This is a genomic window from Streptomyces violaceorubidus (assembly GCF_000717995.1).
Classification (GTDB): Bacteria; Actinomycetota; Actinomycetes; order Streptomycetales; family Streptomycetaceae; genus Streptomyces; species Streptomyces violaceorubidus.
In genome coordinates, this window is the sequence record NZ_JODM01000011.1 from 57,306 (window position 1) to 82,228 (window position 24,923).

Consider the following 24,923-nt stretch of genomic DNA (forward strand, 5'->3'; position numbering starts at 1 on the left):
CTGATAGCCGTGAGGGATGCTGCACACCCCTCACCCCCCGACTCCGCGACCCCGCGCACGCTCCCGGCGCCGGCTCAGGGCCGCGGCGCTGCTCGCCTCCGCCGTCTCCGTCTGCCTGGTCGCCGCGAGCGCCCCGCCGACCCCGCTGGGTGTCGGCGACCGCCTCTTCCCGCAGCTGGGCAACCCGGGTTACGACGTGACCGCGTACGACCTCTCCTTCACCTACTCCGGCAGCAACAGCGCACCGCTGAAGGCCGTCACCACCATCGACGCCCGGACCACCACCGACCTGGACCGGCTCAACCTCGACTTCGCCCACGGCAAGGTCGACTCCGTGGAGGTCGACGGCGAACCCGCCGCCTTCGCCACCGCGGGCGGGGACCTCGTCGTGACGCCCGAGGACGAGCTCGACGAGGGGGAGCGGACGAGGATCACCGTCCGGCACAGCAGCGACCCCGTGTACCCCGAGGACCGCCAGGGCGGCTGGGTGCGCACCGCCGACGGCCTCGCCATGGCCAACCAGGCGGACGTCGCCCACCTGGTGTTCCCCTGCAACGACCACCCCTCCGACAAGGCGCTGTTCACCTTCCGCGTCACCGCCCCCGACGGACTCACTGCCGTGGCCAACGGTCTGCCGACGGGCGTGGAGCGCAGCGGCGGCTCGACCACCTGGACCTACCGGAGCCCGCACCCCATGGCCACCGAACTGGCCCAGGTCTCCATCGGCCGCTCCACGGTGCTGCACCGCACGGGCCCGCACGGACTGCCCGTCCGGGACGTCGTGCCGGCCAGGCACCGCGCGGCGCTCGAACCGTGGCTGGAGAAGACCCCCGGCCAGATCGCATGGATGGAGGAGAAGGTCGGGCGCTACCCCTTCGAGACGTACGGTCTGCTCATGGCCGACGCCACCACCGGCTTCGAACTCGAGACGCAGACGCTCTCCCTCTTCGAGCGGGAGCTGTTCACCGAGCCCGCCTACCCCAAGTGGTACGTCGAGTCGATCATGGTGCACGAGCTGGCCCACCAGTGGTTCGGCAACAGCGTCAGCCCGGGCACCTGGTCCGACCTGTGGCTCAACGAGGGACACGCCACCTGGTACGAGGCGCTGTACGCGGAGGAGACCGCGGACAAGACCATGGCGGCGCGCATGAAGGCCGCCTACGGGGCCTCCGACCGCTGGCGCACCGCGGGAGGGCCGCCCGCCGCTCCCAAGCCGCCGAAGAACGGCAGCAAGACCGGCATCTTCCGTTCCAACGTGTACGACGGGGCCGCGCTCGTGCTCTACGCCCTGCGCCAGGAGATCGGCCACGCCGCCTTCGACCGCGTCGAGCGGGCGTGGGTCGCCCGCAACCAGGACGGCACGGCGAGCACCGCCGACTTCGTGCGGCTCGCCTCCGAGATCTCCGGACGCGACCTGGGCGGCTTCTTCCAGGCCTGGCTGTACGGCGAGAAGACCCCGCCGATGCCCGGCCACCCGGACTGGAAGCAGACCCCCGCCGCGAAGTCCCCCGCCGCGAAGTCCCCCGCCAAGGCGTCGCACACGGCACACGGCGAATAAGGCGGTGACGAGACGCCCCGTGCCGTGCGACCATCTTGGGGACGGCGCGGTACGGGCCCCGGGAATCTCCCCGGCGGCTCGCACGTTGTAGAAAGTGTCGCGGCGTCTGTGCCGCGCCCACCGCTTCCCAGCTGCGTAAGGATCCAATGACCTCCTCTTCTTCCCCCTCCCAGGACACCAAGCGTCTCGCGCAGACCTATCCCGAGGGCCTTCGGGCCGATGCCCTGATGGAAGAGGACGTCGCCTGGAGCCACGGAAACGACCCGCAGTGGGACGGCGAGCAGTTCGACCGCTCCGACCGCGCGGCCCTGCGCCGGGTGGCGGGCCTGTCCACCGAGCTCGAGGACGTCACCGAGGTCGAGTACCGACAGCTCCGGCTGGAGCGGGTCGTCCTCGTCGGCGTCTGGACCTCGGGCACCGTGCAGGACGCGGAGAACTCGCTGGCCGAACTGGCCGCCCTCGCGGAGACGGCGGGCGCGCTCGTGCTCGACGGCGTCGTCCAGCGCCGCGACAAGCCCGACGCCGCCACCTACATCGGCTCCGGCAAGGCCGCGGAGCTGCGGGACGTCGTCCTCGACACGGGCGCGGACACCGTCATCTGCGACGGTGAGCTCAGCCCGGGTCAGCTGATCCACCTCGAGGACGTCGTCAAGGTCAAGGTCATCGACCGCACGGCCCTGATCCTGGACATCTTCGCCCAGCACGCCAAGTCCCGGGAGGGCAAGGCGCAGGTCGCGCTCGCGCAGATGCAGTACATGCTGCCGAGGCTGCGCGGCTGGGGCCAGTCGCTGTCCCGGCAGATGGGCGGCGGCAAGGGCGGCGGCCTCGCCACCCGCGGTCCCGGTGAGACCAAGATCGAGACGGACCGGCGCCGGATCCGCGAGAAGATGGCGAAGATGCGCCGGGAGATCGCGGAGATGAAGACCGGCCGCGAGATCAAGCGCCAGGAGCGCAAGCGCCACAAGGTGCCCTCCGTCGCCATCGCCGGCTACACCAACGCCGGCAAGTCCTCGCTGCTCAACCGCCTCACGGGCGCGGGCGTGCTGGTGGAGAACGCGCTCTTCGCCACCCTCGACCCGACGGTGCGCCGCGCGGAGACGCCCAGCGGCCGTCTGTACACCCTGGCCGACACCGTCGGCTTCGTCCGGCACCTGCCGCACCACCTGGTCGAGGCGTTCCGCTCCACGATGGAGGAGGTTGGCGAGTCCGACCTGATCCTGCACGTGGTCGACGGTTCGCACCCCGTTCCGGAGGAGCAGCTGGCCGCCGTGCGCGAGGTGATCAGGGACGTCGGCGCCACCGGCGTACCCGAGATCGTCGTGATCAACAAGGCCGACATGGCCGACCCGCTGGTGCTCCAGCGGCTGCTGCGGGTCGAGAAGCGGTCCATCGCCGTCTCGGCGCGCACCGGTCAGAACATCGACCAGCTGCTCGCGCTGATCGACACCGAGCTGCCGCGTCCCTCGGTCGAGATCGAGGCGCTCGTGCCGTACACCCACGGGAAGCTGGTGGCGCGGGCCCACGACGAGGGCGAGGTGATCTCCGAGGAGCACACCCCGGAGGGCACCCTGCTCAAGGTGCGGGTGCACGAGGAGCTGGCGGCGGAGCTCTCGCCGTATGTTCCGGCGCCGCTCGCCTGAGACCCGCGCGGCCGCAGTACGACAAGGCCGACGACCGAGGGCCCGCCTCCCCGCCTCGGCAGGGGGACGGGCCCTCGGCACGCGCGGCTCATTGACCGCCGTACGTCCTGCTCATGTTCTGGTACATGGCCTCGGCCGCCCGGCCCAGCTGCGGACCCGCCAGCCAGGTGTTCTCCAGCGGGCCGATCGAGGTGTTGGAGACCAGCTTGGTCTCCCCGTCCACCACCCGGAACCAGCCGCCTCCGGACGAGCCGCCGGTCATCGTGCAGCCGATGCGGTACATCGTCGGCAGCGACGGGCTCAGCGACAGCCGGCCGGGCCGGTCGACGCACTTGAACATCTCCAGGCCGTTGTACGGCGGCGCCGCCGGGTAGCCCCAGGCACCCATGCTGGGCACCTCCGTCGCCGACGGGGCCGAGAAGTCCACCTCCAGCGACTTGCCGCCCTGCTCCGGCTTCACGTGCAGCACCGAGTAGTCGTACGCGGCACCGTCGCCGCCGCTCTCCGAACCGCCCTGGATCCACTGGTCCGAGGTCGACGCCCAGTCGGCCCACCAGGTGCCGTACGGCGCCATCTCGGTGGACGTCGCGTTCGCCAGCTCCGCCTCGGACTTGCCGTAGTCGTTGTAGGACGGGACGAAGGTGATGTTGCGGTACCAGCCGCCGCTGCCGCCGGCGTGCACGCAGTGGCCCGCCGTCCACACCAGGTTGGACCTGCCCGGGTGGTTCACGTCCTTGACTACCGTGCCGGAGCAGACCATCGAGCCCTCGGGGGAGTCGAAGAAGACCTTGCCGACCGGGGCCGCGTTCTCGTGGTACGGCTTCTTCTCGGCCACGGCCTCGACGGGCGCCGGCTCCGGGTCGGTGGCGCCCTGGTCGGCGGTCGTGTCCTTGGTCGTGACGGTTTTGTCGGCCTCCTTCGCGGACCTCATCCGGTCCGGCTTCCACAGGCCCTCGATCATGGGATTGACGAAGTCCCTGGCCTCACTGAGCCACTTGTCCTTGTCCCAGTTCTTCCAGCCGCCGTCCTTCCAACGGTCGACGTCGATGCCGTGCTCCTTGAGCCGGTCCGCGAGGCCGGCCGGCAGACCGGACTCGCCGCCGCCACCGGTGTCACCCGCGTCGGCGGCCTGGGAGGTGCCGCCGCCGGGCTTGGTGTCGGCCTCGTCCTGCTCCGCACCACAGGCCGTGGTGGTGAGCGTGAGCGCGGCGACCAGACCGGCCGCGGCGAGTGCGGTGCGCCGGCCGCGCCGTGGCACGCCGGTCGCAGGTGTGGAACGCATGGTGGGACAACCCCCGTTGAAACGTATGACTGTCTGATGAAGTGCACCGAAATGCCCCGAAGTGCACCGAAGTACAGGGTGGCAGGCGTGCGTACCCGCGCGCCTGCCACCGGCTCAGCGTGGTGCCCGGCGCCCGGTCACTGGCCGGCGAACTTCCCGCTCACCGCGTCGAACACGCCCTCGGCCTCCTTGCCCAGACGCGGACCGGCCAGCCAGCCGGCCGTCACCGGGCCGATCGAGGTGTTGGAGACCAGCGCGGGCTTGCCGTCGGAACCGGCGGCGACCCAGCCACCGCCGGACGAGCCGCCGGTCATCGTGCAGCCGATGCGGTACATCGTCGGGTCGGAGGCGTTGATCGACAGCCGTCCGGGCTTGTCCTCGCACTGGTACAGCTTCTGGCCGTCGTACGGCGGCGCGGCCGGGTAGCCGATCGCCTTCATGCTCTCGATCCGCGGCACGGCGGGCGCGTCGAAGTCCACCGGCAGCGCGGAGCCGACCGTCTCCTCCAGCGACTTGCCGCCGCTGCCCTTCTCCGGCGTCACATGGATCACGGCGAAGTCGTAGGAGGCGCCGTCACCGCCGGTCGCACCGCCCTGCTCGATCCACTGGTCCGAGGTCTGCGCCCAGTCGCCCCACCAGACACCGTAGGGAGCGATCTCCTCCCTGGAGGCGGTCTGCAGTTTCTCGGCCGACATGTCCGCGTCGTTGTACGACGGGACGAAGGCGATGTTGCGGTACCAGCCGCCGCTCTTGCCGGCGTGCACGCAGTGACCGGCCGTCCACACCATGTTGGACTTGCCGGGGTGCGCCGGGTCCTTCACGACCGTGGCCGAGCACACCATCGAACCCTTGGGGGAGTCGAAGAGCAGCTTTCCGGCCGTGGCGGCGTTGTCGTGGTACTTGGCCGGGACGGCCGCCGCCTCGACGGGGGCGGGCTCCGGGTCGGTGACGCCCTGGTCGCCGGAGATGTCGTTCTCGTCGACCTCCTGGTCCGGCTCCTCGGCGTCCCGCATCCGGTCCGGGTTCCACAGGCCCTCGATGATCGGGTTGACGAAGTCCTGCGCCTCGCGCAGCCAGTCGTCCTTGTTCCAGTTCCTCCAGGCGCCGTTCTTCCAGTCGTCGACGTCGATCCCGTGTTCCTTGAGCTTGTCCTTGATGTGGTCCGGGATCCGGATCCCGCCGTTGCCGTCGTCCGCGGCGGACGCGGAGGCCGAGGCGTCGCCGGCCGCCTCGGGGTCGCCGTCCTCGCACGCCGTGGCGCTGAGCGCGAGCGCCGAGACGAGCGCCACGGCGGCGGCCGCGGAGGAGGCTCCGCGCCGCCGGCGCCTGTTTTCGCGCGTGCTGAACGACGGCCGTATGGATCGCATGGTGTTGACTCCCCCTGCTGTGAACGAACGTGGTGCCGCGGCCGAACCGCCGAGCGACGGCGACCGGGAACGGCACCACACACTATGCGGTGGCTGTGGGGGAGTTCCGACGGAACGGCAACGGTTCGGACACAGGGGCCTGACCAGGCACGCACCGCCCGTCGGAGCGCGGCGCGGGCCGCACAGCCGCGGCGGAGCGCGAACTCGCGGCCCCGCCAACGATCTTCGGGCAGACCGTAACCCCGTGAACGGTCCTCGGTTGTAGCGGTGGGGGGCCTGCTGTCCGGACGCGGTCCCCCATGCCGGGAGCGCCCGGCACGTCGCCTCGTGTCCGGACGGCGGGAGGTCGACAAGCCGTGGCGGGATCCCCGTACGGGAGCTGTGCGTCCGGAGGCGGGAGCGCCGGGCGGGTCATGACCAGGGAGCCCGCGCGCGGGACGTCCACGCGGGCGCACGCCGGTGACGAGCCGCAGAGCGGCGCATCGAGGCGCCCGCCGGCGCGTGAACCGGCCGCGCGCACCTACGCGCGCGCCCTCCCGGTCGTCCCCGTCCGGGCCCGGGGGCTCACCATCGAGGCCGCCGACGGCCGCCGTTACCTGGACTGCGTCTCCGGTGCGGGCACCCTCGCCCTCGGCCACAACCACCCCGTCGTCCTCCAGGCGATCCGCACGGTCCTCGACTCGGGCGCCCCCTTGCACGTCATGGACCTCACCACCCCGGTCGAGGACGCCTTCGTCACCGAACTGCTGCGTACCCTGCCGCCCGGACTCGCCGACCGGGCCCGCGTGCGGTTCTGCGGCCCGACCGGCACGGACCCGGTCGCCACCGCCGTCGCGCTGGTCCGCGCCGCCACCGGACGGACCCGGGTGGTCACCCTGGCCGACGCCCACGAACCGCTTCTCGACGACGGCGAGCCGGATCACGGCCCGCCCGCCGGGCTCCTCCTGGAACCGGTCCGCAGCGAGGCCGGGGTGCTGCCGGCGCCGGACGCCCTGGTACGGCGCCTGCGCGCCCGCGCGACCGAACGGGCCGTCCCGCTCATCGTCGACGAGACCGAGACGGGCGTCGGCCGGACCGGTGCCTACTGGGCGTTCGAGCACAGTGGAGTCACGCCCGACGTGCTGGTCATCGCCAAGGCGATCGGCGGCAGCCTCCCGCTGGCCGCGGTGGTCCACCGCGACGACCTGGGCGGCCTGGGCGACCTGGGCGACCTGGACGGCCGGCACCGCACAGGCGGTCGGGACGGCTCGGACGGCCCGGCCGCTCCGTACGCTCCATACGCCGGACGGCCCGGGGCCCCCGCGGCCGGCGCCTTCCGGGGCAACCAACTCGCCCTGGCCGCGGGCGCCGCCACCCTCGCCCACGTCCGCGAACACCGGCTCGCGGAACACGCCGCCGCGCTGGGCGGCAGGATGCTGACCCGACTGCGCGCACTGGCCGCCGAGTTCGAGTGCGTGGGTGACGCGCGCGGGCGGGGTTTGATGGCCGGTCTCGAACTGGTGGCACCGGACGAGGAGCCCGAGAGCCCCGCACGCCGTCCCCGGCCCGGCGCCGCCGCCGAACTCGCCGCCGCCGTCCGCCGGGAATGCCTGCGCCGCGGGCTGATCGTGGACGTCACGGGCCCGCGCGCGAACGTCGTACGGCTGCTGCCCCCGCTCATCGTCACCGAGGAGCAGATGTCGGCCGTCCTGGACCGACTCGCCGACGCCGTACGGGCGGTGGACCGAGACCGCTCCGGCGGTGCTGTCCCGTGACGCGGTGAGCGCACGCCGAGACGAGATCCGCCCCAGGACACGGCCCGCCAGGAGGACCCGCGTTGCCCACCGACTCCGCCCCCGAACCGGCCCCCGCGGCCGTCTCCGTACCGGGGCACCCGGCCGCTCCGGGGCCGGTCGCCCCGGGGTACGGAGACCTGCCCGGGCCGCGCTGCGCACCGCTCGCCCGTCACTTGGCGGCCGACCCCCTGGACCGACTCGACCCCTACGCCGCCGCCCAGGCCGCGGGCACGGAGAACCTGATCCGCTGCTGGGCCCGCGAGGCCGACGTGTCCGCCCCCGACGACGGCGTCCTCCAACTGGCGCTCCCGGCTTCCGGTACGGCCCTTGTCGTTCCCGTGCGCTACTGGTCACCGACCGGCCGGCACCGCTTCGGCCCGGCGCGGCTGGCCGGCGCTCCCGACTCGGCGCCGCCCGTGGACGCGGTCACGCTCGCCGCGCTGCTCGTGCGGGAAACGACGCGTGCTCCGGGGCCCGACGGTCCCGACCTCGTCGCGCGTGTCGCCGACTCCGTCCGCCGCACCGCCGTCATCCTCCGGGACCGCGCGGAACGAACCGTGGACGTTCCCGCCGGGCACCGCGCCGATCCCGGAGAGCACAGCGGCCCCGACCTCTTCCTCGCCGCCGAGCAGGCGCTTCTCCTCGGGCACCCGCTGCATCCCACCCCGAAGAGCCGTGAGGGCCTCACCGAGGCCGAGGCACGCCGGTACTCACCGGAGCTGCGTGGTTCCTTCCCGCTGCACTGGCTGGCCGTCGCCCCCTCCGTGCTCGCCACCGACTCGGCCTGGACCGAGCGCGGCCGCACGGTCACCGCTTCCGACCTCACCGCGCGCCTCGCCGCGGAGGGTCCGGCTCCGGCGGACGGTCCGGCGCCACCGGACGGGTTCGCCCTGCTGCCCCTGCATCCCTGGCAGTTCCGCGCGGTGCTGCACCAGCCGGACATCGCCACACTGCTGGACACGGGGCTGGTCCGGGACCTCGGCACCCGGGGCCCGGCCTGGCACCCCACGTCCTCCGTGCGCACCGTCCACCGCAGCGGTGCCCCCGCCATGCTCAAGCTCTCGCTGGCCCTGCACATCACCAACTCCCGGAGGGAGAACCTCCGCAAGGAGTTGCAGCGGGGCGTCGAGGTCCACCGGCTGCTGCGCCGCGGTCTGTCCCGCGAGTGGCGGGGCGCCCACCCGGACTTCGACATCGTCCGCGACCCGGCCTGGCTCGCCGTCGACGGACCGGACGGCACGCCCGTGCGGGGCCTCGACGTCGTCGTCCGGCACAACCCCTTCCGTCCCACGGACGACGTGTGCTGTGTGGCCTCTCTCGTCGCGCCGCGGCCGCACACTCGCGCGGAGGACGGGGGTCCGGGGCGCCGCGGGCCCGGCGACGGCGCGTCCGGCACCGCCCCGGGCTCCCGGCTCGCCGAGGTCGTCACCCGGCTCGCCGGTCGGACCGGCCGCCCGCGCGGAGCCGTCGCCGTCGAGTGGTTCCTGAGGTACCTCCACCACGTCGTCCGTCCCGTCCTGTGGCTGGACGCCCGCGCGGGCATCGCCCTGGAGGCGCACCAGCAGAACACGCTCGTCCTGCTGGACGCCGACGGCTGGCCCGCCGGCGGCCGCTACCGCGACAACCAGGGGTACTACTTCCGCGAGTCCCGGCGTGCGGAACTCGACGCCCGGCTGCCCGGGATCGGAGCACACAGCGACACGTTCGTGGCGGACGCCGTCACCGACGAGCGCTTCGCCTACTACCTCGCCGTCAACAACGTGTTCGGTCTCGTCGGCGCCTTCGGTTCCGAGGGCCTCGCCGGGGAGGGAACGATGCTGGCCGCCTTCCGCCGCTTCCTCGGCGAGCTGGCGTCGGGCCCCTCCCCACTGGGCGGCCCGCTCCCCGCGCACCTCCTCGACTCGCCGGTACTGCGCTGCAAGGCGAACCTGCTCACCCGGCTGCACGGCCTCGACGAACTCGTCGGCCCGGTGGACACCCAGTCCGTCTACGTCACCATCGCCAACCCCCTGCACGCCTGAGCGGGCCGCCCTCCTCAAGGAGCGACACTGTGAATCCCACCGACGCGAGCGCCGAGGACACCCTGGACCTGCACCTGCCCGAGGAGTTCCTCGCCCTCTTCCGAACCGCGGGGAACGACACCCTGGGGAACGACACCGCGGCGAACGACACCACGCGGGACGACCTCGCGGACGCGGCGACGGCACGCGCGCGCGAGGACATGCTGGACGGTCTCGCCGACTGGGGGCCGACCGACACCCCCGCGGGCGTCTTCCACCTGGTGCCCGCCGACGCCGAAAGGGACGTCGCACTCATCGCCCGCTGGATGAACGATCCCGCCGTGGCCGCGTACTGGGAGCTGACTGGACCGCCGAGCGTGACCGCCGACCACCTGCGGGCCCAGCGGGCCGGGGACGGACGCAGCGTCCCGTGCCTCGGGACGCTGGACGGGGTCCCCATGAGCTACTGGGAGATCTACCGGGCGGACCTCGATCCGCTGGCCCGGTACTGCCCGGTCCGCCCGCACGACACCGGCCTCCACCTGCTGATCGGCGAGGGCACCGACCGAGGCCGGGGCCTGGGGACCGAGCTGATCAGGGCCGTCGCCGACCTCGTCCTCGCGAGGCGCCCCGCCTGCACGCGCGTGCTCGCCGAACCCGACGTCCGCAACCGGCCGTCCGTCGCCGCCTTCCTCGGTGCCGGGTTCCGGCCGGTGGCCGAGGTGGACCTGCCCGCCAAGCGGGCCGCCCTCATGGTGCGCGAACGGGCGGTGCGGGAGTCTCCGTGACTCGTCCAGGGCCCCGCGCCCGCCGTAACCGCCGTCCTGCCGCCTCCGCCGTCCCATTGCCCGTCCTGCCGCCTCCGCCGTCCCGTCGCCCGTCCTGCCGCCTCCGCCGTCCCGTCGCCCGTCCTGCCGCCTCCGCCGTCCCATTGCCCGTCCTGCCGTCTTCGGCGTCCTGCCGCCTTGCCTTCCCGGCCGACGGACCCGTTTCACCGCCCAGCCGCCCAGGAGCCACCCTTGTCCCGCCCGTCCGCGCAAGCACTCAGGTCCACCGCGTCCGCCTTGCCGACCCGTTTGTCAGTCCCGGGCCGTAGGGTGGTCGCGCTATGACGAAGCCCTCACTCCCCGAACTCCTGCACGCCGCCGTCACCGCCGTGGGCGGCACGGAGCGGCCCGGTCAGGTGGCCATGGCCGAAGCCGTCGAGGAAGCCATCGACGGCGGCTCCCATCTGCTGGTCCAGGCCGGCACCGGCACCGGCAAGTCGCTGGGGTACCTGGTGCCCGCGCTGGCGCACGGGGAGAGGGTGGTCGTGGCCACGGCGACCCTGGCCCTGCAGCGCCAGCTGGTCGAGCGGGACCTGCCCCGCACGGTCGACGCGCTCCACCCGCTGCTGCGCCGACGCCCGGAGTTCGCGATGCTCAAGGGCCGGTCGAACTACCTGTGCCTGCACCGGCTGCACGAGGGAGTCCCCCAGGACCAGGAGGACGGCCTCTTCGACCAGTTCGAGGCCGCCGCCCCCACCAGCAGGCTGGGCCAGGACCTGCTGAGGATGCGCGACTGGGCGGACGAGACCGAGACCGGCGACCGCGACGACCTGACGCCCGGCGTCTCCGACCGTGCCTGGGCGCAGGTGTCGGTGTCCTCCCGGGAGTGCCTGGGCGCCTCGAAGTGTGCCTACGGCGCCGAGTGCTTCGCCGAGTCGGCCCGTGAGCGCGCCAAGCTGGCCGAGGTCGTCGTCACCAACCATGCGCTGCTCGCGATCGACGCCATCGAGGGCGCGCCCGTCCTGCCGCAGCACGAGGTGCTGATCGTCGACGAGGCGCACGAGCTGGTCTCGCGGGTCACCGGGGTCGCCACCGGCGAGCTGACCCCGGGCCAGGTCAACCGTGCGGTGCGCCGCGCCGCGAAGCTGGTCAACGAGAAGGCCGCCGACCAGCTCCAGACCGCCGCCGAGGGCTTCGAGCGGCTGATGGAGCTGGCCCTGCCGGGCCGCCTCGAGGAGATCCCGGAGGACCTGGGCTATGCCCTGATGGCGCTGCGGGACGCCTGCCGTACGGTCATCTCGGCCATCGGGACCACCCGCGACAAGTCCGTGCAGGACGAGGACGCGGTCCGCAAGCAGGCGCTGGCCTCCGTGGAGTCCGTGCACGACGTCGCGGAGCGGATCACGAACGGCTCCGAGTGGGACGTCGTCTGGTACGAGCGCCACGAGCCCCGCGGCGGATCCGCGTACCGGCCCAGCGGCGCCTCGCTGCGGGTCGCTCCGATGTCCGTCTCCGGGCTGCTGAGGGAGAAGCTCTTCACCGAGCGCTCGGTGGTCCTCACCTCCGCGACCCTGAAGCTGGGCGGCGACTTCAACGGGGTGGGGGCGTCGCTGGGCCTCGCCCCCGAAGGCACCGAGGGCGACGACGTGCCCCAGTGGAAGGGCGTCGACGTGGGCTCGCCCTTCGACTACCGCAAGCAGGGCATCCTCTACGTCGCCAAACACCTGGCCCGCCCCGCCCGGGACGGCGACCGCGGCGACATGCTCGACGAGCTGACCGAGCTGATCCAGGCGGCGGGCGGCCGCACACTGGGGTTGTTCTCCTCGATGCGCGCGGCCCAGCTGGCGGCCGAGGAGCTGCGCTCGCGGATCCCGGAGTACCCGATCCTCCTCCAGGGCGAGGAGACGCTCGGCGAGCTGATCAAGAACTTCGCCGCCGACCCGCGGACCTGCCTCTTCGGCACCCTGTCCCTGTGGCAGGGCGTCGATGTGCCCGGACCGAGCTGTCAGCTGGTCGTCATGGACAAGATTCCGTTCCCCCGTCCGGACGACCCCCTGATGAGCGCCCGCCAGAAGGCGGTGGAGGAGGCCGGGGGCAACGGTTTCATGGCGGTCGCCGCCACGCACGCCGCGCTGCTGATGGCCCAGGGCGCGGGCCGGCTGGTCCGCGCGTCGGGGGACCGCGGGGTGGTCGCCGTACTGGACCAGCGGCTGGCGACGGCTCGGTACGGCAGCTACCTGAAGGCGTCCCTGCCCGACTTCTGGTTCACCACGGATCGCAACCAGGTCCGCAAGTCGCTCGCCGCCATCGACGCGAAGGCCAGGCAGACCGAGGGCACCGAGCAGGCCGAGGGCGCCGAGCAGGCCGAGGGCGACTGAGCGCTGCCGTCGGGCCGGGTGGCTGTCTCCCCGGCACTTCCGGTCCCCGGACAGCGCTGGGCCCCGGAACCGGCGCAGAGGTCCCGGGGCCCGGTCGGGTCGGCGGGGCGCTGTCGCGCGTACCCGCCCGCCGTGGCGCTCAGACGCGACGCAGTACGGCCACCACCTTGCCGAGGATGGTCGCGTCGTCACCGGGGATCGGCTCGTACGCCGAGTTGTGCGGGAGGAGCCAGACGTGGCCGTCCTCCCGCTTGAAGCGCTTGACGGTGGCCTCACCGTCGAGCATGGCGGCCACGATGTCGCCGTTCTCGGCGACCGGCTGGCGGCGGACCGTGACCCAGTCGCCGTCGCAGATCGCGGCCTCGATCATCGAGTCGCCGACGACCTTCAGCACGAACAGCTCGCCGTCGCCGACCAGCTGCCGGGGGAGCGGGAAGACGTCCTCGACGGACTCCTCGGCCAGGATCGGACCACCGGCGGCGATGCGGCCGACCAGCGGGACGTACGAGGCGGCGGGCTTGCCCGCGGTGTCCGTGGGCTGCACCGAGGCGGCCTGGTCGGAGCCGCGCACCTCGTAGGCGCGCGGGCGGTGCGGGTCCCGGCGCAGGAAGCCCTTGCGCTCCAGCGCCATCAGCTGGTGCGCCACCGACGAGGTGCTGGAAAGGCCGACGGCCTGGCCGATCTCCCGCATCGATGGCGGATACCCGCGTCGCTGTACGGAGTCGCGGATGACCTCGATCACCCGGCGTTGGCGGTCGGTGAGTCCCGAGCTGTCCGCCCGGATGCCGGGAGGTCGCCCCGGCAGGGAGCGCTTGTGCCCCTCGGGATTCGCGGCGTCGCTCATCGCGTGCACCGGCTCAGGACGGCCCTGGGGGCGTTCCTGGGCAGTGATGGTGGCACTGTCGGCGGTGGTGGTCACGTCGGCCCCTCTCGATGGTCTCCCTGCTGCACAACGGTAGTAGCTTTCGAAAGGTTGCGCCAAACACACGTTCGAGTGAAAAAACGCGAATCGCTCGCCCGTTTTGCATGTCTGGGTGTATGGCTACCGTGGCGCCTGGCGGACAAAAGGGCTCATTGCTGTACTCTTCACCGCCGTGGTGACAACCCCCGGGGATGTCGCTCCAGTCTGCCATCCGGCATTCCGTTCGACGGGGCGGGTCTCCCATCTGTTGCGGTAGCCCCACGTCCCCTCCCCGCGGGGCCCACGGTATCTCCGCATGCTCCCCGGCGAACCGGCCGCGAAACGGCCGCGAAGCGGCTGCGGCAATGCCCTGCGGCGCGGGGTGCGGGCAGGGTGGCTGCGCACGCACAGGCGCGACACGCGTGCAGGGCGTGTATGTATGGGCCAATCCCCACATCTAGTGGTTGGATAGCGAGAGCAGCCCACAAGTTGTGGTCCCCCGGGTCTTCGGGCCCGCCGCGATCGCCTATGCTGGGGGCTGCTTCGAGGGGCCTGAAGGGCCTTTCGAGGCTGTTGAGTCTGCTGTGAGGAGGGTTCGGAGTCCATGCACTGCCCCTTCTGCAGGCACCCCGACAGCCGTGTCGTCGACAGTCGTACGACCGACGACGGCACGTCGATCCGCAGGCGCCGCCAGTGCCCTGACTGCTCCCGTCGGTTCACGACCGTGGAGACGTGCTCGCTCATGGTGGTGAAGCGGTCCGGGGTCACCGAACCGTTCAGCCGCACCAAGGTGATCAACGGTGTGCGCAAGGCCTGTCAGGGCCGGCCCGTCACCGAGGACGCGCTCGCCCAGCTCGGCCAGCGGGTCGAGGAGGCGGTGCGGGCCACCGGAAGCGCCGAGCTGACCACCCACGACGTGGGGCTGGCCATCCTCGGACCGTTGCAGGAGCTCGACCTCGTCGCCTATCTGCGCTTCGCCTCCGTCTATCGGGCGTTCGACTCGCTCGAGGACTTCGAGGCCGCGATCGCGGAACTGAGGGAGACGACGGGGCACCCCGGCGAAGACGACGACACCGGCGCGGGGAGCCAGGAGAAAGACCGCGGGCCCACGGGGGCGGGACAGGTCCCCGAGCCCGCAGGCGCCGCCGACTGATCGGCGGGCCGGACCCGGACTTCGGCGCCCGGGCCCGGCCGGACGGCGGCGAGTGAACAAGACCTGTTGCGGGCGGAGCCGGCGGTGCCCGCAACACCAGACAGAACACCGTGCCCACGGGAACAATCGGGGCACTTCAGGGCGTTTTCGCCCGTACAGGGAGGCGGCATGACAGAGACGGCGAGCGGTCCGGCACGGAGTTCCCGCGCCAAGGGCACCAAGGCGGGCAAGGGACTCCGTGTCGAGCGCGTCCACACCACTCCCGGCGTCCACCCCTATGACGAGGTGGCCTGGGAGCGTCGTGACGTCGTCATGACCAACTGGCGCGACGGCTCGGTCAACTTCGAGCAGCGTGGCGTCGAGTTCCCCGAGTTCTGGTCGGTGAACGCGGTCAACATCGTCACCAGCAAGTACTTCCGGGGCGCCGTGGGCACCCCGCAGCGCGAGGTGAGCCTGAAGCAGCTCATCGACCGCATCGTGAAGACGTACCGGAAGGCCGGTGAGGACAACAAGTACTTCGCCTCGCCCGCCGACGCCGAGATCTTCGAGCACGAGCTGGCCTACGCCCTCCTGCACCAGATCTTCAGCTTCAACAGCCCGGTGTGGTTCAACGTCGGCACGCCCCAGCCGCAGCAGGTCTCGGCCTGCTTCATCCTGTCCGTCGACGACTCCATGGAGTCGATCCTCGACTGGTACAAGGAAGAGGGCATGATCTTCAAGGGCGGCTCCGGTGCCGGCCTCAACCTCTCCCGGATCCGCTCCTCCAAGGAACTGCTCTCCTCCGGCGGCAACGCCTCGGGGCCGGTCTCCTTCATGCGCGGCGCCGACGCCTCCGCCGGCACCATCAAGTCCGGCGGCGCCACCCGCCGCGCGGCCAAGATGGTCATCCTCGACGTCGACCACCCCGACATCGAGGACTTCATCGAGACCAAGGTGAAGGAAGAGGAGAAGATCCGCGCCCTGCGCGACGCGGGCTTCGACATGGACCTGGGCGGCGACGACATCACGTCCGTCCAGTACCAGAACGCCAACAACTCGGTCCGGGTGAACGACACGTTCATGAAGGCCGTGCAGGACGGCGGCACATTCGGCCTGACGTCCCGCATGACCGGCGAGGTCATCGAGGAGGTCGACGCCAAGGCGCTCTTCCGCAAGATGGCCGAGGCCGCCTGGGCCTGCGCCGACCCGGGCATCCAGTACGACGACACCATCAACGCCTGGCACACCTGCCCGGAGTCCGGCCGCATCAACGGCTCGAACCCGTGCAGCGAGTACATGCACCTGGACAACACGTCCTGCAACCTCGCCTCGCTGAACCTGATGAAGTTCCTGAAGGACGACGGCAAGGGCAACCAGTCCTTCGACGCCGAGCGCTTCTCGAAGGTCGTCGAGCTGGTCATCACCGCGATGGACATCTCCATCTGCTTCGCGGACTTCCCGACCCAGAAGATCGGCGAGAACACCCGCGCCTTCCGCCAGCTCGGCATCGGCTACGCCAACCTCGGCGCCCTGCTGATGGCGACCGGCCACGCCTACGACTCCGACGGCGGCCGCGCCCTCGCCGGTGCCATCACCTCCCTGATGACCGGCACGTCGTACCGCCGCTCCGCCGAACTCGCCGCGATCGTCGGCCCGTACGACGGCTACGCCCGCAACGCGCAGCCGCACCTGCGGGTCATGAAGCAGCACTCCGACGAGAACGCCAAGGCCGTCCGCATGGACGACCTGGACACGCCGATCTGGGCCGCGGCCACCGAGGCCTGGCAGGACGTGCTGCGCCTCGGCGAGAAGAACGGCTTCCGCAACTCCCAGGCGTCGGTCATCGCCCCGACCGGCACCATCGGTCTCGCGATGTCCTGCGACACCACCGGTCTTGAGCCCGACCTCGCGCTGGTCAAGTTCAAGAAGCTGGTCGGCGGCGGCTCGATGCAGATCGTCAACGGCACCGTCCCGCAGGCCCTGCGCCGCCTGGGCTACCAGGAGGAGCAGATCGAGGCGATCGTCGCCCACATCGCCGAGCACGGCAACGTGATCGACGCCCCCGGCCTCAAGCACGAGCACTACGAGGTGTTCGACTGCGCGATGGGTGAGCGCTCCATCTCCGCGATGGGCCACGTCCGCATGATGGCCGCGATCCAGCCGTGGATCTCCGGCGCCCTCTCCAAGACGGTCAACCTGCCGGAGTCGGCGACCGTCGAGGACGTCGAGGAGGTCTACTTCGAGGCCTGGAAGATGGGCGTCAAGGCGCTCGCCATCTACCGCGACAACTGCAAGGTCGGCCAGCCCCTCTCCGCCAAGACCAAGTCGGTCAAGGACACGGAGAAGGCGGAGATCACCGAGAAGACCGAGGCGGCCATCCGCGAGACGGTCGAGAAGGTCGTCGAGTACCGCCCGGTCCGCAAGCGCCTCCCGAAGGGACGTCCCGGCATCACCACGTCCTTCACCGTCGGCGGCGCCGAGGGCTACATGACCGCCAACTCCTACCCGGACGACGGTCTCGGCGAGGTCTTCCTCAAGATGTCCAAGCAGGGCTCGACCCTCGCGGGCATGATGGACGCCTTCTCCATCGCGGTCTCCGTCGGCCTGCAGTACGGCGTGCCGCTGGAGACGTACGTCTCGAAGTTCACCAACATGCGCTTCGAGCCGGCCGGCATGACGGACGACCCGGACGTGCGGATGGCGCAGTCGATCGTCGACTACATCTTCCGCCGCCTGGCGCTGGACTTCCTGCCCTTCGAGACGCGCTCCGCGCTCGGCATCCACTCCGCCGAGGAGCGTCAGCGCCACCTGGAGACCGGTTCGTACGAGCCGTCCGACGACGAGATGGATGTCGAGGGCCTGGCCCAGTCGGCGCCGCGCGCCCAGGAACTGAAGGCAGTCGTCACGCCGAAGGCCGAGGTCGAGGCCGCCAAGCCCGCTCCGCAGCAGGCGCACACCAGCGCCGAGCTGGTGGAGATGCAGCTGGGCATCCAGGCCGACGCCCCGCTGTGCTTCTCCTGCGGCACGAAGATGCAGCGCGCCGGATCCTGCTACATCTGCGAGGGCTGCGGCTCGACCAGCGGTTGCAGCTGATACCGGGCGGAATTGCGTCGGATGCAACACCCGACGTAGCTGAACCTGAAGCGTGATCTCTGCGAGGGAGGGGCGTCAGCCCTGGGCCGGCGTCCCTCCCTTTCCGCAGTTGGTACACCACGACTGCGTTCTGAGAACACGCGTCGCGCCGAAGGCGCGAGAAAAGATCGTTCCGGGCGCGCAAGCCCCTGGAATGACGAACGCCCAGCCCTGTAGGGGGCCGGGCGGTCGTTGCAGTCAGGAACGTCATGTCCTGCGCGTGTAGGAACCTGCATGACATCACGTCCTGGTCTGCGATGCAAAAGCAACCAGGAAGGGAGTGATGGACATGACGAACAGGCGTCAGACCAGCAAGAAGGTCGCGGCGAAGGCCAGCAAGCAGCTGACCAGCCCGAAGTCGACCCCGGCGCAGAAGTCTGTGGCGGCCAGCGCGTTGTCGCAGACGAAGACCGGCAAGACCAAGAAGAAGTGACACTGGCCGTCCCGGGCCTACACCCGGGGCGGCCAGCCCCGTTTCCGCTGGCCAGACACGCCGGCGTAACCAATTCAACGATGTTGCGTTGAATGCATCGTGAGTCGAGGGGTGGATCTGCCGGGTGCCGCGCACCTGGTGCTGGCTGACGGCGTCGTGCATCTGGAACCGGAGCCGGCGGTTTTCGAGGCGATGCTGGACGGCTGGGCCCGGCAGCAAAGGACCCGGTTTCTGGACGAGGACGGGACGATCAAGCCGCGGCTGTCGGTGGTGCGACGGTTCGCGGAGTTCACCAATCAGTACCCCTGGCAGTGGGAGCCTGCCGAGGTCGAGGCGTTCATCGACCACCTAAGGTCGCGGCGCAAGAAGTTCGCCGTGTCCACCGGGCGGAACTACCAGAACGCGCTCCGGATGTTCTGCGAGTACGCCACCGACGCTCGCTACGGCTGGCCCGTGCGCTGCCTGGAACGCTTCGGCCAGGCGCCCGTGCAGATCCTGCACGAGTGGAACACGGTCACCCACAGCAGCGAGTACGAGGGCGACGCCGGTCGGCGCCCGCTGACCTACGACGAGGTCCAGGCCCTGTTCGACGCGGCTGACGCACGGGTCGCCGAGATCCGGTCCCGGCGTCGCAAGGGTTCACTTGCTGCCCTTCGGGACGCGATCCTCCTCAAAACCGTCTACGCCTACGGGCTCCGTCGTCAGGAAGCCTGCGGGCTGGACCTGGCTGACCTACGGCGGAATCCGAAGATGCCGCAGTACGGCCGGTTTGGCGGCCTGTTCGTGCGCTACGGAAAGTCCTCCAAGGGAGGCCCTCCCAAGCGTCGCACCGTCTTGACCGTCCCTGAACTGGACTGGAGCGTCGGCCTCCTCGACCAGTACCTGGAGGAGGTCCGCCCGGCCTTCTCCCCGGGAAAGCACCCCTCACTCTGGATCACCGAACGCCGCGGTCGGATGTCCGCCCGCCGCTTGGACGAAGCCTTCGAGACCGCCCGCAAAGCTGCGGGCCTGCCCGAAGAACTCGACTTGCACGGGCTCCGCCACAGCTACGTCACGCATCTCGTCGAGTTCGGCTACCCCGAGCGGTTCGTCCAGGACCAGGTTGGCCACGCCTACGCCAGCACCACCGCGATCTACACCGGCGCCTCGGACGAGTACCGCAACCGGCTGCTGCAGCGGGTGTTGAAGGAACGCCACGGCGATCTCTGGGAGGACGACGAGACGTGATCAAGAAGATGGGCTACCACTGGCACCTGCGGCAGATCATGGCCACCCGGCAGATGTTCCAGACCACGGACCTGGTCGGGCCGCTCGCCGAACGGGGCATCACGCTCTCCCGCGAACAGGTCTTCCGTCTGGTCACCCAGCCCCCGCAGCGGCTGTCGATGGACACCCTCGCGGCGCTCTGCGACATCCTCGGTTGCCAGCCCGGCGACCTCATCGAGGTCCGGGTCGTCAACGAGGAGATCCGCAAGACCGCAGACGAAGCACCGGTCCGGTCGCTGCCGACTGTCCGCCGGACCACGATCCGCCGGCCCGAGGGACTATGACCAAGGCCCGCGACCGTCAGCGAGCCGAACAGCGACAGGCCGCTCTGGACCGCGTGATCACCGCCGTCACCGCCTCACTGCCCGGCCTCGACCGGGCGGAGGCCGTTCAGGCCGTCTCCGAGGCACGGGCCGCCCGGGGCATCCCGCTCCGCGACCTCGACCAGCACCTCGCCGACCACCCCACGGCCCTGATCTCTGGCGAAGCCCACTGCCCGCCTGTCATCGTCCGCCTCGCCAAGGTCCTGCACACCACGGGACACACGGCCGTGGTCCGGCCTGCCTGCACCGACTGCGGAAGATCCAACCTGGATCTCCCACGGCTCGGCCCCAACGGACGCCTCTGCATCAACTGTTCCGCCCGCAGCAGCAAGGGCACCTGTGATCGATGCCGCCGCACCAACACCCGGCTCGCCGCCCGCCGAGCCGAGGGCCTCATCTGCTACTCCTGCTACCGCGTCGACCCGGACGTCGTCGAAGAATGCGTCGCCTGCGGCCAATTCCGCATGCCGGTCACCCGCCGCCCGGACAATTCGCCGATCTGTGCGTCCTGTTGGACCGGACCCCAGTACACCTGCGTGAGCTGCTGCGCCCTCGGCCCGGCCAAGTCAAACGGTCCCGAGGGACCGATCTGTGCGTCCTGCCACCACCAGCAACAGAAGCCGGTCAGGGAATGCGGCCGCTGCGGACAAGTACGACGCATCGCTCGTCGGGCCACCGGCTCCCGGCCGGACATCTGCGAGGACTGCTGCAACGGGCCCACCAAGTCCTGCTCCACCTGCGGGAAAGTCCGCCCCTGCCACCGTGGAGCGGACGGCGCATGGACCTGCCGGACCTGCCGCCCAGGGCTCACCCAGGAGTGCTGCCGCTGCGGACGGACCCGCCGAGTCCACACCCGCTGGCCGATCGGCCCAGTCTGCTCGACCTGCTACACCGTCGTGCTCGACGCGCCCGCGACCTGCACCGGCTGCGGCCGCCACCAGCCACTGATCGGCATCGCCGAGGACGGCACCGGGATCTGCGGAGCCTGCGCGGGCACCGCCTTCGACTACACCTGCCGCACCTGCGGACTCGGCGGCCGGACCTACGCCGACGCCCAATGCGCCCGCTGCGTGCTCACCGCCCGCCTCCAACAGTTGCTGTCCGGCCCCGACGGGCACATCCCGGCACCGCTACAGCCGCTGCGGGACGCTCTCGCCCTTGCCGAGCGACCCCGCGGCATCCTGCACTGGCTCAAGCACAGCCCGAACGCCGCCCTCTTCGCCAGCCTGGCCGCCTCCGGCGAACCGATCACCCACCAACGTCTCGATCAGCTTCCACCCAGCCGACACCTGCATTACGTCCGCCACACCCTCGTACACCTCGGAGCCCTCCCAGGGCGAGATGAGGAACTCGACCGCATCCCTGCCTGGCTGGACACGGTCCTGGCCGACCGTCCCGTCGCCCACGTCCAGATGGTCCGTCCCTACGCGCACTGGCACCTGCTGCGGCGAGCCCGACGACGCGCCGCCCAGCGACGCCGCCCGGCGGAGTCGGGCTCGTTCCTCCGCACCCGTGTCCTGGTGGCTTTGTAGTTTCTCACCTGGCTGGACGAGCACGGCCTCGACCTGGGCGGACTTCGGCAAGACGGCCTCGACCGCTGGCTGAACGCGGGCAACACCCGCACCTACGCAATTCGCTACTTCCTGTCCTGGACCACCGGCCGCGGCCTCACTGGCAAGCTCACTGTCCCTTCCATTCCGCGTCAGCAGCCCAGCCAGCTGATGGACGAAGACGGCCGCTGGCACCTGCTGAAACGGTGCCTGACCGACTGCACGATGGCTCTGGACACCCGGGCCGCCGGCGCACTGATCCTGCTCTTCGGCCTGCACGCGTCCCACGTCCGGCACCTGACCGCGACCCAACTCGTTCACCGCGATGGCAACAGCTACCTCACCGTCGACCGGCACCCGATCCTGCTGCCGCCCCGGCTCGCCAGACTCCTCCATCAGCTGGCCGAAGCACCCCACACCCGGGCCGCCCTCACCCGCACCAACCGCGGCGAGCCATGGCTCTTCCCCGGTCTGGTCCCCGGCCGCCCCACCTCTCAGACCGGCCTCAGCTCAAAACTCCTGCCCCACGGCATCGACACCAGACCGGCCCGGAACGCGGCCCTGGTCGCGCTCGCCGGTGACCTGCCCGCACCAGTCCTCGCGAGCATCCTCGGCCTCCACCCCAACGCCGCATTTCGCTGGGCAGGGTTCGCCAAGACCTCCTGGGCCGACTACCTCGCCGCCCGCGCCCACGACATGCAGAGGCATTCAGGCAAGGATGTCCAGGACGGAGTCCCCCGTCTCACTTCAAGCAGAAACACGCAGGACAACTGCCACTGACTCCGAGACCATCAGCCAATGACCACAGAACCGCATCTGCTGTCCCTCCGCATCGTCGTGCCACCGCTGGGAAGCCGACACGGCGCCGTGGAATGCCGACCGATCATCAACGGACGAGACATCCTGGCCGACGTGTTCGACGAGGGGCCGGCAGATGACCCTCGGTATCTGTTGGGGCAGCATGCGCCGCTTCACGCGACAGACACGCCCCGCGAGGTTCGGCTTGCCGAGGCCGAGTGCACGGAAGGATGCTGCGGCGCTGTCTACGTGACCATCAGGCGCGAAGGGCAGCACGTGGTCTGGAGCGGCTGGCGCAACCCGGATGAAGACGATGTCGACCTCCCAGAGCTTCGATTCGACGTCAATCAGTACGACGCCGAGGTCCGCCGGGCCTCGACCGACCGCAGCTGGGAGTGGCCGGCCCGAACAGTCGCCCGGCTTCTTGAAGAACGGCTCCGGGAGCGTGTCGGCTGGCTGACGACCTGGGAATGCGAACTGGGAGCCGTCTCAGCTTGGCACTGGGAACCTGACCAGATCAGCGTCTTCCTGTTCCATCCCGGCCGCTCCGCGATCAGAGAAGACCGTCCCTGGCTTCAGTTCAGGATGACCCTTCCGGTCTCCGGAGACGACCCGGGCGACCAAGCAGAGCGCCTTGAGGCTCGTCTCACGGCCGAAGACCCCCGCGAGGTGGCCGAGGTTTGCGGCGGTTCGAAGGAGTTTGCCGATCAGCTGGGCTATCCCTGGCCAGGTCCTCGACGTCGAGCATGAAGAGCGGCTGAGGCGAGGAATACAACACGTCAGGAATAAGTGCTCTCCACCAGTATCCAAGGCTTGACCCGCGGTTTCACAGGGGGACCGGCCACCGGCCGGTCCCCCTCCGGCGTGTGTCCGCGATCCGCCCGCGCCCACCTGCGCACACGGTGTGCGCGTGAGCGATGATTTCGGGCGCCGGATGGAGTCCGCCCTTGTGACCCATCCGACCACGACACCTTCCGGGGCCCCGATGACAACCGTCAGCGTCAATGAGATCGCCATGGGCGTCGAGTGGTTCGGTGACCGGGACGCGCCCCTCGTCCTGCTCGCCGGCGGGACCACGATGCTCTCGTGGCCCGACGCGCTCTGCGAGCGGCTCGCCGCCGCCGGGCGCCATGTCGTGCGCTACGACCTGCGCGACAGCGGGGAGTCGACCACGGTCGACCCGGGGGGCGCCCGCCTACACCCTGCGCGACCTCGCCGCCGACGCGGCGGCTCTTCCGGGCGCGTTCGGCGCCGCGCCGGCGCACCTCGCCGGGATCGGCGTCGGAGGGATGGTCGCCCAGGTGGCCGCGCTGGAGCACCCCGGCGCCTTCTCGGCGCTCACCCTGGTCGGCACCCGTGCGGTCGCGCCCGGTCCGCCCGACGACGACCTCCCCGATCACGACCCGGAGACGATGAGACGGTTGTTCGCGCAGCCCATGCCCGACTGGACCGACCGCGAGGCGGTGGCAGAGTTCGCCGCCGCCGGTGCGGAGGTCCTGGGCGACGACCCCGTGGCCGCCCGCGCTGTCGCCACGCGTGTCTGGGACCGCACACCCGGCACGGCGGCCCCGGTCCAGATGGCCAACTAGCTGGGCACGGTGTTCTCCCGGCTCGACTGCGCACCCCGTTGGCGTGAGCGCCTGCCGGAGATCGAGATCCCCACCCTCGTCGTCCACGGTCGCCACGACCGGTTCTTCCCCGTCGGCAACGGTGAGGCGATCGCGCGCGAGATTCCCCGGGCGCGGCTGCTCGTCCTGGAGGAGGCCGCCACCGCGATCCCCGCCGCGGCGGTCGGCGAGGTCGCAGAGGCGATGCTCGCGCTCGGACCCGCGGCCGGGGCCGGGCAGGCGGCGCGAGGGAACCAGAGCGGTTGAGGGCCCGCATGAGCGCGTGAGCGCATGAGTAAGGGGCGTCCGCAATGGCGGGCGCCCCTTACCCATGTCATGCGCCGTCAGGGTCGGCGTGCCGCGCCCATCACCCGGGTGAACGTCGCGGGGTCCCCGTCGAAGCCGTGCACGCCGGCCCGGAACTCCCACGCCCCCGCCTCGTCCCGGACGAACTCCGCGACCGTCGCCGCGGTGGCACCCGGGACGCCCCCGAAGTCCTCCGCGGCCAGGTCCGTGTAGCCCTCGCGGATACGCAGGCCCGGATGGGCCACGTGGGCGAAGGTCCGGTCCTCGGTGGGCTGCTGTATGGCGACGCCGACCACCACGCGCGCGTACCGGACGTCCAGCCGCTCCAGCTCCAGCGTCATGACCTCGTCGAAACCGAAGCCCTTGCCGTCCTTGCTGTCCCGGTTGAGATAGATCGTGCCGTCCGGCGAGCGACTGTCGAAGTGCACCACGTAGGCCGGGACGCCGTACGGATCGTCCGCCGTATAGGTTCCGGCGACGAGATCCAGGTCGGCGGGTGGCTGTCCCGCCGGACTCGGGTCCCACCGCAGCGCGACCTCGACCTTGCGCATGCCCTTGCTGAGGCCGTTCACAGACTTCCCCTTCCCAGGTCCCCGCCCTGCCCGGCCCCCTGAACTGCCGGACGGTGACGGCCGGTTGTCCATCCTGCCACGCACCGGGAGCAGCGCGCGGGCAAGCGGTCCGCCGGAGAGCGTCCGGTGCCGGGTT

Annotated in this window: 20 protein-coding genes; 16 read left to right on the forward strand and 4 right to left on the reverse strand. The window is 71.1% G+C overall.

The features are described from left to right. Nucleotides 1–16 precede the first annotated feature (16 nt). Together IE94_RS0116230 and hflX are read left to right on the forward strand one after the other, a co-directional pair. Nucleotides 17–1,558 (forward strand): M1 family metallopeptidase, encoded by a 1,542-nt coding sequence (locus IE94_RS0116230; protein ID WP_030184383.1) that lies wholly within the window; start codon nucleotides 17–19, stop codon nucleotides 1,556–1,558. A gap of 146 nt (nucleotides 1,559–1,704) precedes the next feature. Continuing rightward, on the forward strand, nucleotides 1,705–3,198 hold the full coding sequence (gene hflX / locus IE94_RS0116235; protein WP_030184387.1) for a GTPase HflX: 1,494 nt from the start codon (nucleotides 1,705–1,707) through the stop codon (nucleotides 3,196–3,198). An 88-nt stretch (nucleotides 3,199–3,286) separates the two neighbouring features. Here hflX and IE94_RS0116240 read toward each other — a convergent pair whose 3' ends face one another. Together IE94_RS0116240 and IE94_RS0116245 are read right to left on the reverse strand one after the other, a co-directional pair. Then, nucleotides 3,287–4,480, reverse strand: a complete 1,194-nt coding sequence (locus IE94_RS0116240; protein ID WP_030184390.1) for a trypsin-like serine peptidase — start codon at nucleotides 4,478–4,480, stop codon at nucleotides 3,287–3,289. Between the two features lie 137 nt (nucleotides 4,481–4,617). Beyond that, nucleotides 4,618–5,847 carry a trypsin-like serine peptidase gene (locus IE94_RS0116245; RefSeq protein WP_030184393.1) on the reverse strand — a complete coding sequence of 410 codons (1,230 nt, stop codon included), beginning with the start codon at nucleotides 5,845–5,847 and terminating at the stop codon, nucleotides 4,618–4,620. Nucleotides 5,848–6,260: 413 nt separating this feature from the next. Between IE94_RS0116245 and IE94_RS0116250 the strand changes: the two genes are divergently transcribed. The 4 genes from IE94_RS0116250 (at nucleotide 6,261) to IE94_RS0116265 (ending at nucleotide 12,767) form a co-directional block, all read left to right on the forward strand. Further along, a complete protein-coding gene (locus tag IE94_RS0116250) occupies nucleotides 6,261–7,601 on the forward strand; it encodes an aminotransferase class III-fold pyridoxal phosphate-dependent enzyme (RefSeq protein WP_167343963.1) in 1,341 nt (446 codons plus the stop codon). 62 nt (nucleotides 7,602–7,663) lie between these two features. Then, a complete protein-coding gene (locus tag IE94_RS0116255; protein WP_030184400.1) occupies nucleotides 7,664–9,643 on the forward strand; it encodes an IucA/IucC family protein in 1,980 nt (659 codons plus the stop codon). A gap of 29 nt (nucleotides 9,644–9,672) precedes the next feature. Further along, nucleotides 9,673–10,410 carry a GNAT family N-acetyltransferase gene (locus IE94_RS0116260; RefSeq protein ID WP_030184402.1) on the forward strand — a complete coding sequence of 246 codons (738 nt, stop codon included), beginning with the start codon at nucleotides 9,673–9,675 and terminating at the stop codon, nucleotides 10,408–10,410. Nucleotides 10,411–10,730: 320 nt separating this feature from the next. Next, entirely contained in the window at nucleotides 10,731–12,767 is a 2,037-nt protein-coding gene (locus IE94_RS0116265) for an ATP-dependent DNA helicase (RefSeq protein ID WP_030184406.1), read from the forward strand. 139 nt (nucleotides 12,768–12,906) lie between these two features. On the opposite strand, the gene lexA is transcribed toward IE94_RS0116265, so the two are convergent. After that, the gene (gene lexA / locus IE94_RS0116270) at nucleotides 12,907–13,686 is read right to left on the reverse strand and encodes a transcriptional repressor LexA (RefSeq protein ID WP_003973219.1); all 780 of its coding nucleotides are present in this window, start codon (nucleotides 13,684–13,686) and stop codon (nucleotides 12,907–12,909) included. A 586-nt stretch (nucleotides 13,687–14,272) separates the two neighbouring features. Between lexA and nrdR the strand changes: the two genes are divergently transcribed. The 10 genes from nrdR (at nucleotide 14,273) to IE94_RS41850 (ending at nucleotide 24,176) form a co-directional block, all read left to right on the forward strand. Further along, nucleotides 14,273–14,821 (forward strand): transcriptional regulator NrdR, encoded by a 549-nt coding sequence (gene nrdR / locus IE94_RS0116275; protein ID WP_030184407.1) that lies wholly within the window; start codon nucleotides 14,273–14,275, stop codon nucleotides 14,819–14,821. A 168-nt stretch (nucleotides 14,822–14,989) separates the two neighbouring features. Beyond that, complete coding sequence (locus tag IE94_RS0116280; RefSeq protein WP_030184410.1) at nucleotides 14,990–17,893, forward strand: vitamin B12-dependent ribonucleotide reductase; 2,904 nt, start codon at nucleotides 14,990–14,992, stop codon at nucleotides 17,891–17,893. A gap of 328 nt (nucleotides 17,894–18,221) precedes the next feature. Then, nucleotides 18,222–18,365 carry a hypothetical protein gene (locus IE94_RS40390; RefSeq protein WP_167343962.1) on the forward strand — a complete coding sequence of 48 codons (144 nt, stop codon included), beginning with the start codon at nucleotides 18,222–18,224 and terminating at the stop codon, nucleotides 18,363–18,365. A gap of 111 nt (nucleotides 18,366–18,476) precedes the next feature. Then, on the forward strand, nucleotides 18,477–19,592 hold the full coding sequence (locus tag IE94_RS0116290; protein WP_078606509.1) for a tyrosine-type recombinase/integrase: 1,116 nt from the start codon (nucleotides 18,477–18,479) through the stop codon (nucleotides 19,590–19,592). Beyond that, on the forward strand, nucleotides 19,589–19,915 hold the full coding sequence (locus IE94_RS0116295) for a helix-turn-helix domain-containing protein (RefSeq protein ID WP_030184412.1): 327 nt from the start codon (nucleotides 19,589–19,591) through the stop codon (nucleotides 19,913–19,915). The genes IE94_RS0116290 and IE94_RS0116295 overlap by 4 nt, the downstream gene beginning before the upstream one ends. Beyond that, on the forward strand, nucleotides 19,912–21,486 hold the full coding sequence (locus IE94_RS39920; protein WP_157849360.1) for a hypothetical protein: 1,575 nt from the start codon (nucleotides 19,912–19,914) through the stop codon (nucleotides 21,484–21,486). Before IE94_RS0116295 ends, IE94_RS39920 begins: the two co-directional genes overlap by 4 nt. Before the next feature lie 189 nt (nucleotides 21,487–21,675). After that, on the forward strand, nucleotides 21,676–22,284 hold the full coding sequence (locus IE94_RS37205; protein ID WP_051777532.1) for a hypothetical protein: 609 nt from the start codon (nucleotides 21,676–21,678) through the stop codon (nucleotides 22,282–22,284). Nucleotides 22,285–22,302: 18 nt separating this feature from the next. Further along, nucleotides 22,303–23,052 (forward strand): hypothetical protein, encoded by a 750-nt coding sequence (locus IE94_RS37210; protein ID WP_051777534.1) that lies wholly within the window; start codon nucleotides 22,303–22,305, stop codon nucleotides 23,050–23,052. A gap of 380 nt (nucleotides 23,053–23,432) precedes the next feature. Beyond that, the gene (locus tag IE94_RS41845; protein ID WP_245235268.1) at nucleotides 23,433–23,891 is read left to right on the forward strand and encodes an alpha/beta fold hydrolase; all 459 of its coding nucleotides are present in this window, start codon (nucleotides 23,433–23,435) and stop codon (nucleotides 23,889–23,891) included. A 9-nt stretch (nucleotides 23,892–23,900) separates the two neighbouring features. Further along, nucleotides 23,901–24,176, forward strand: coding sequence for an alpha/beta fold hydrolase (locus tag IE94_RS41850; RefSeq protein ID WP_245235269.1), 276 nt, complete (start codon nucleotides 23,901–23,903; stop codon nucleotides 24,174–24,176). Nucleotides 24,177–24,253: 77 nt separating this feature from the next. On the opposite strand, the gene IE94_RS0116315 is transcribed toward IE94_RS41850, so the two are convergent. Beyond that, entirely contained in the window at nucleotides 24,254–24,787 is a 534-nt protein-coding gene (locus IE94_RS0116315) for a TerD family protein (protein ID WP_030184414.1), read from the reverse strand. Between the last annotated feature and the right edge of the window lie 136 nt (nucleotides 24,788–24,923).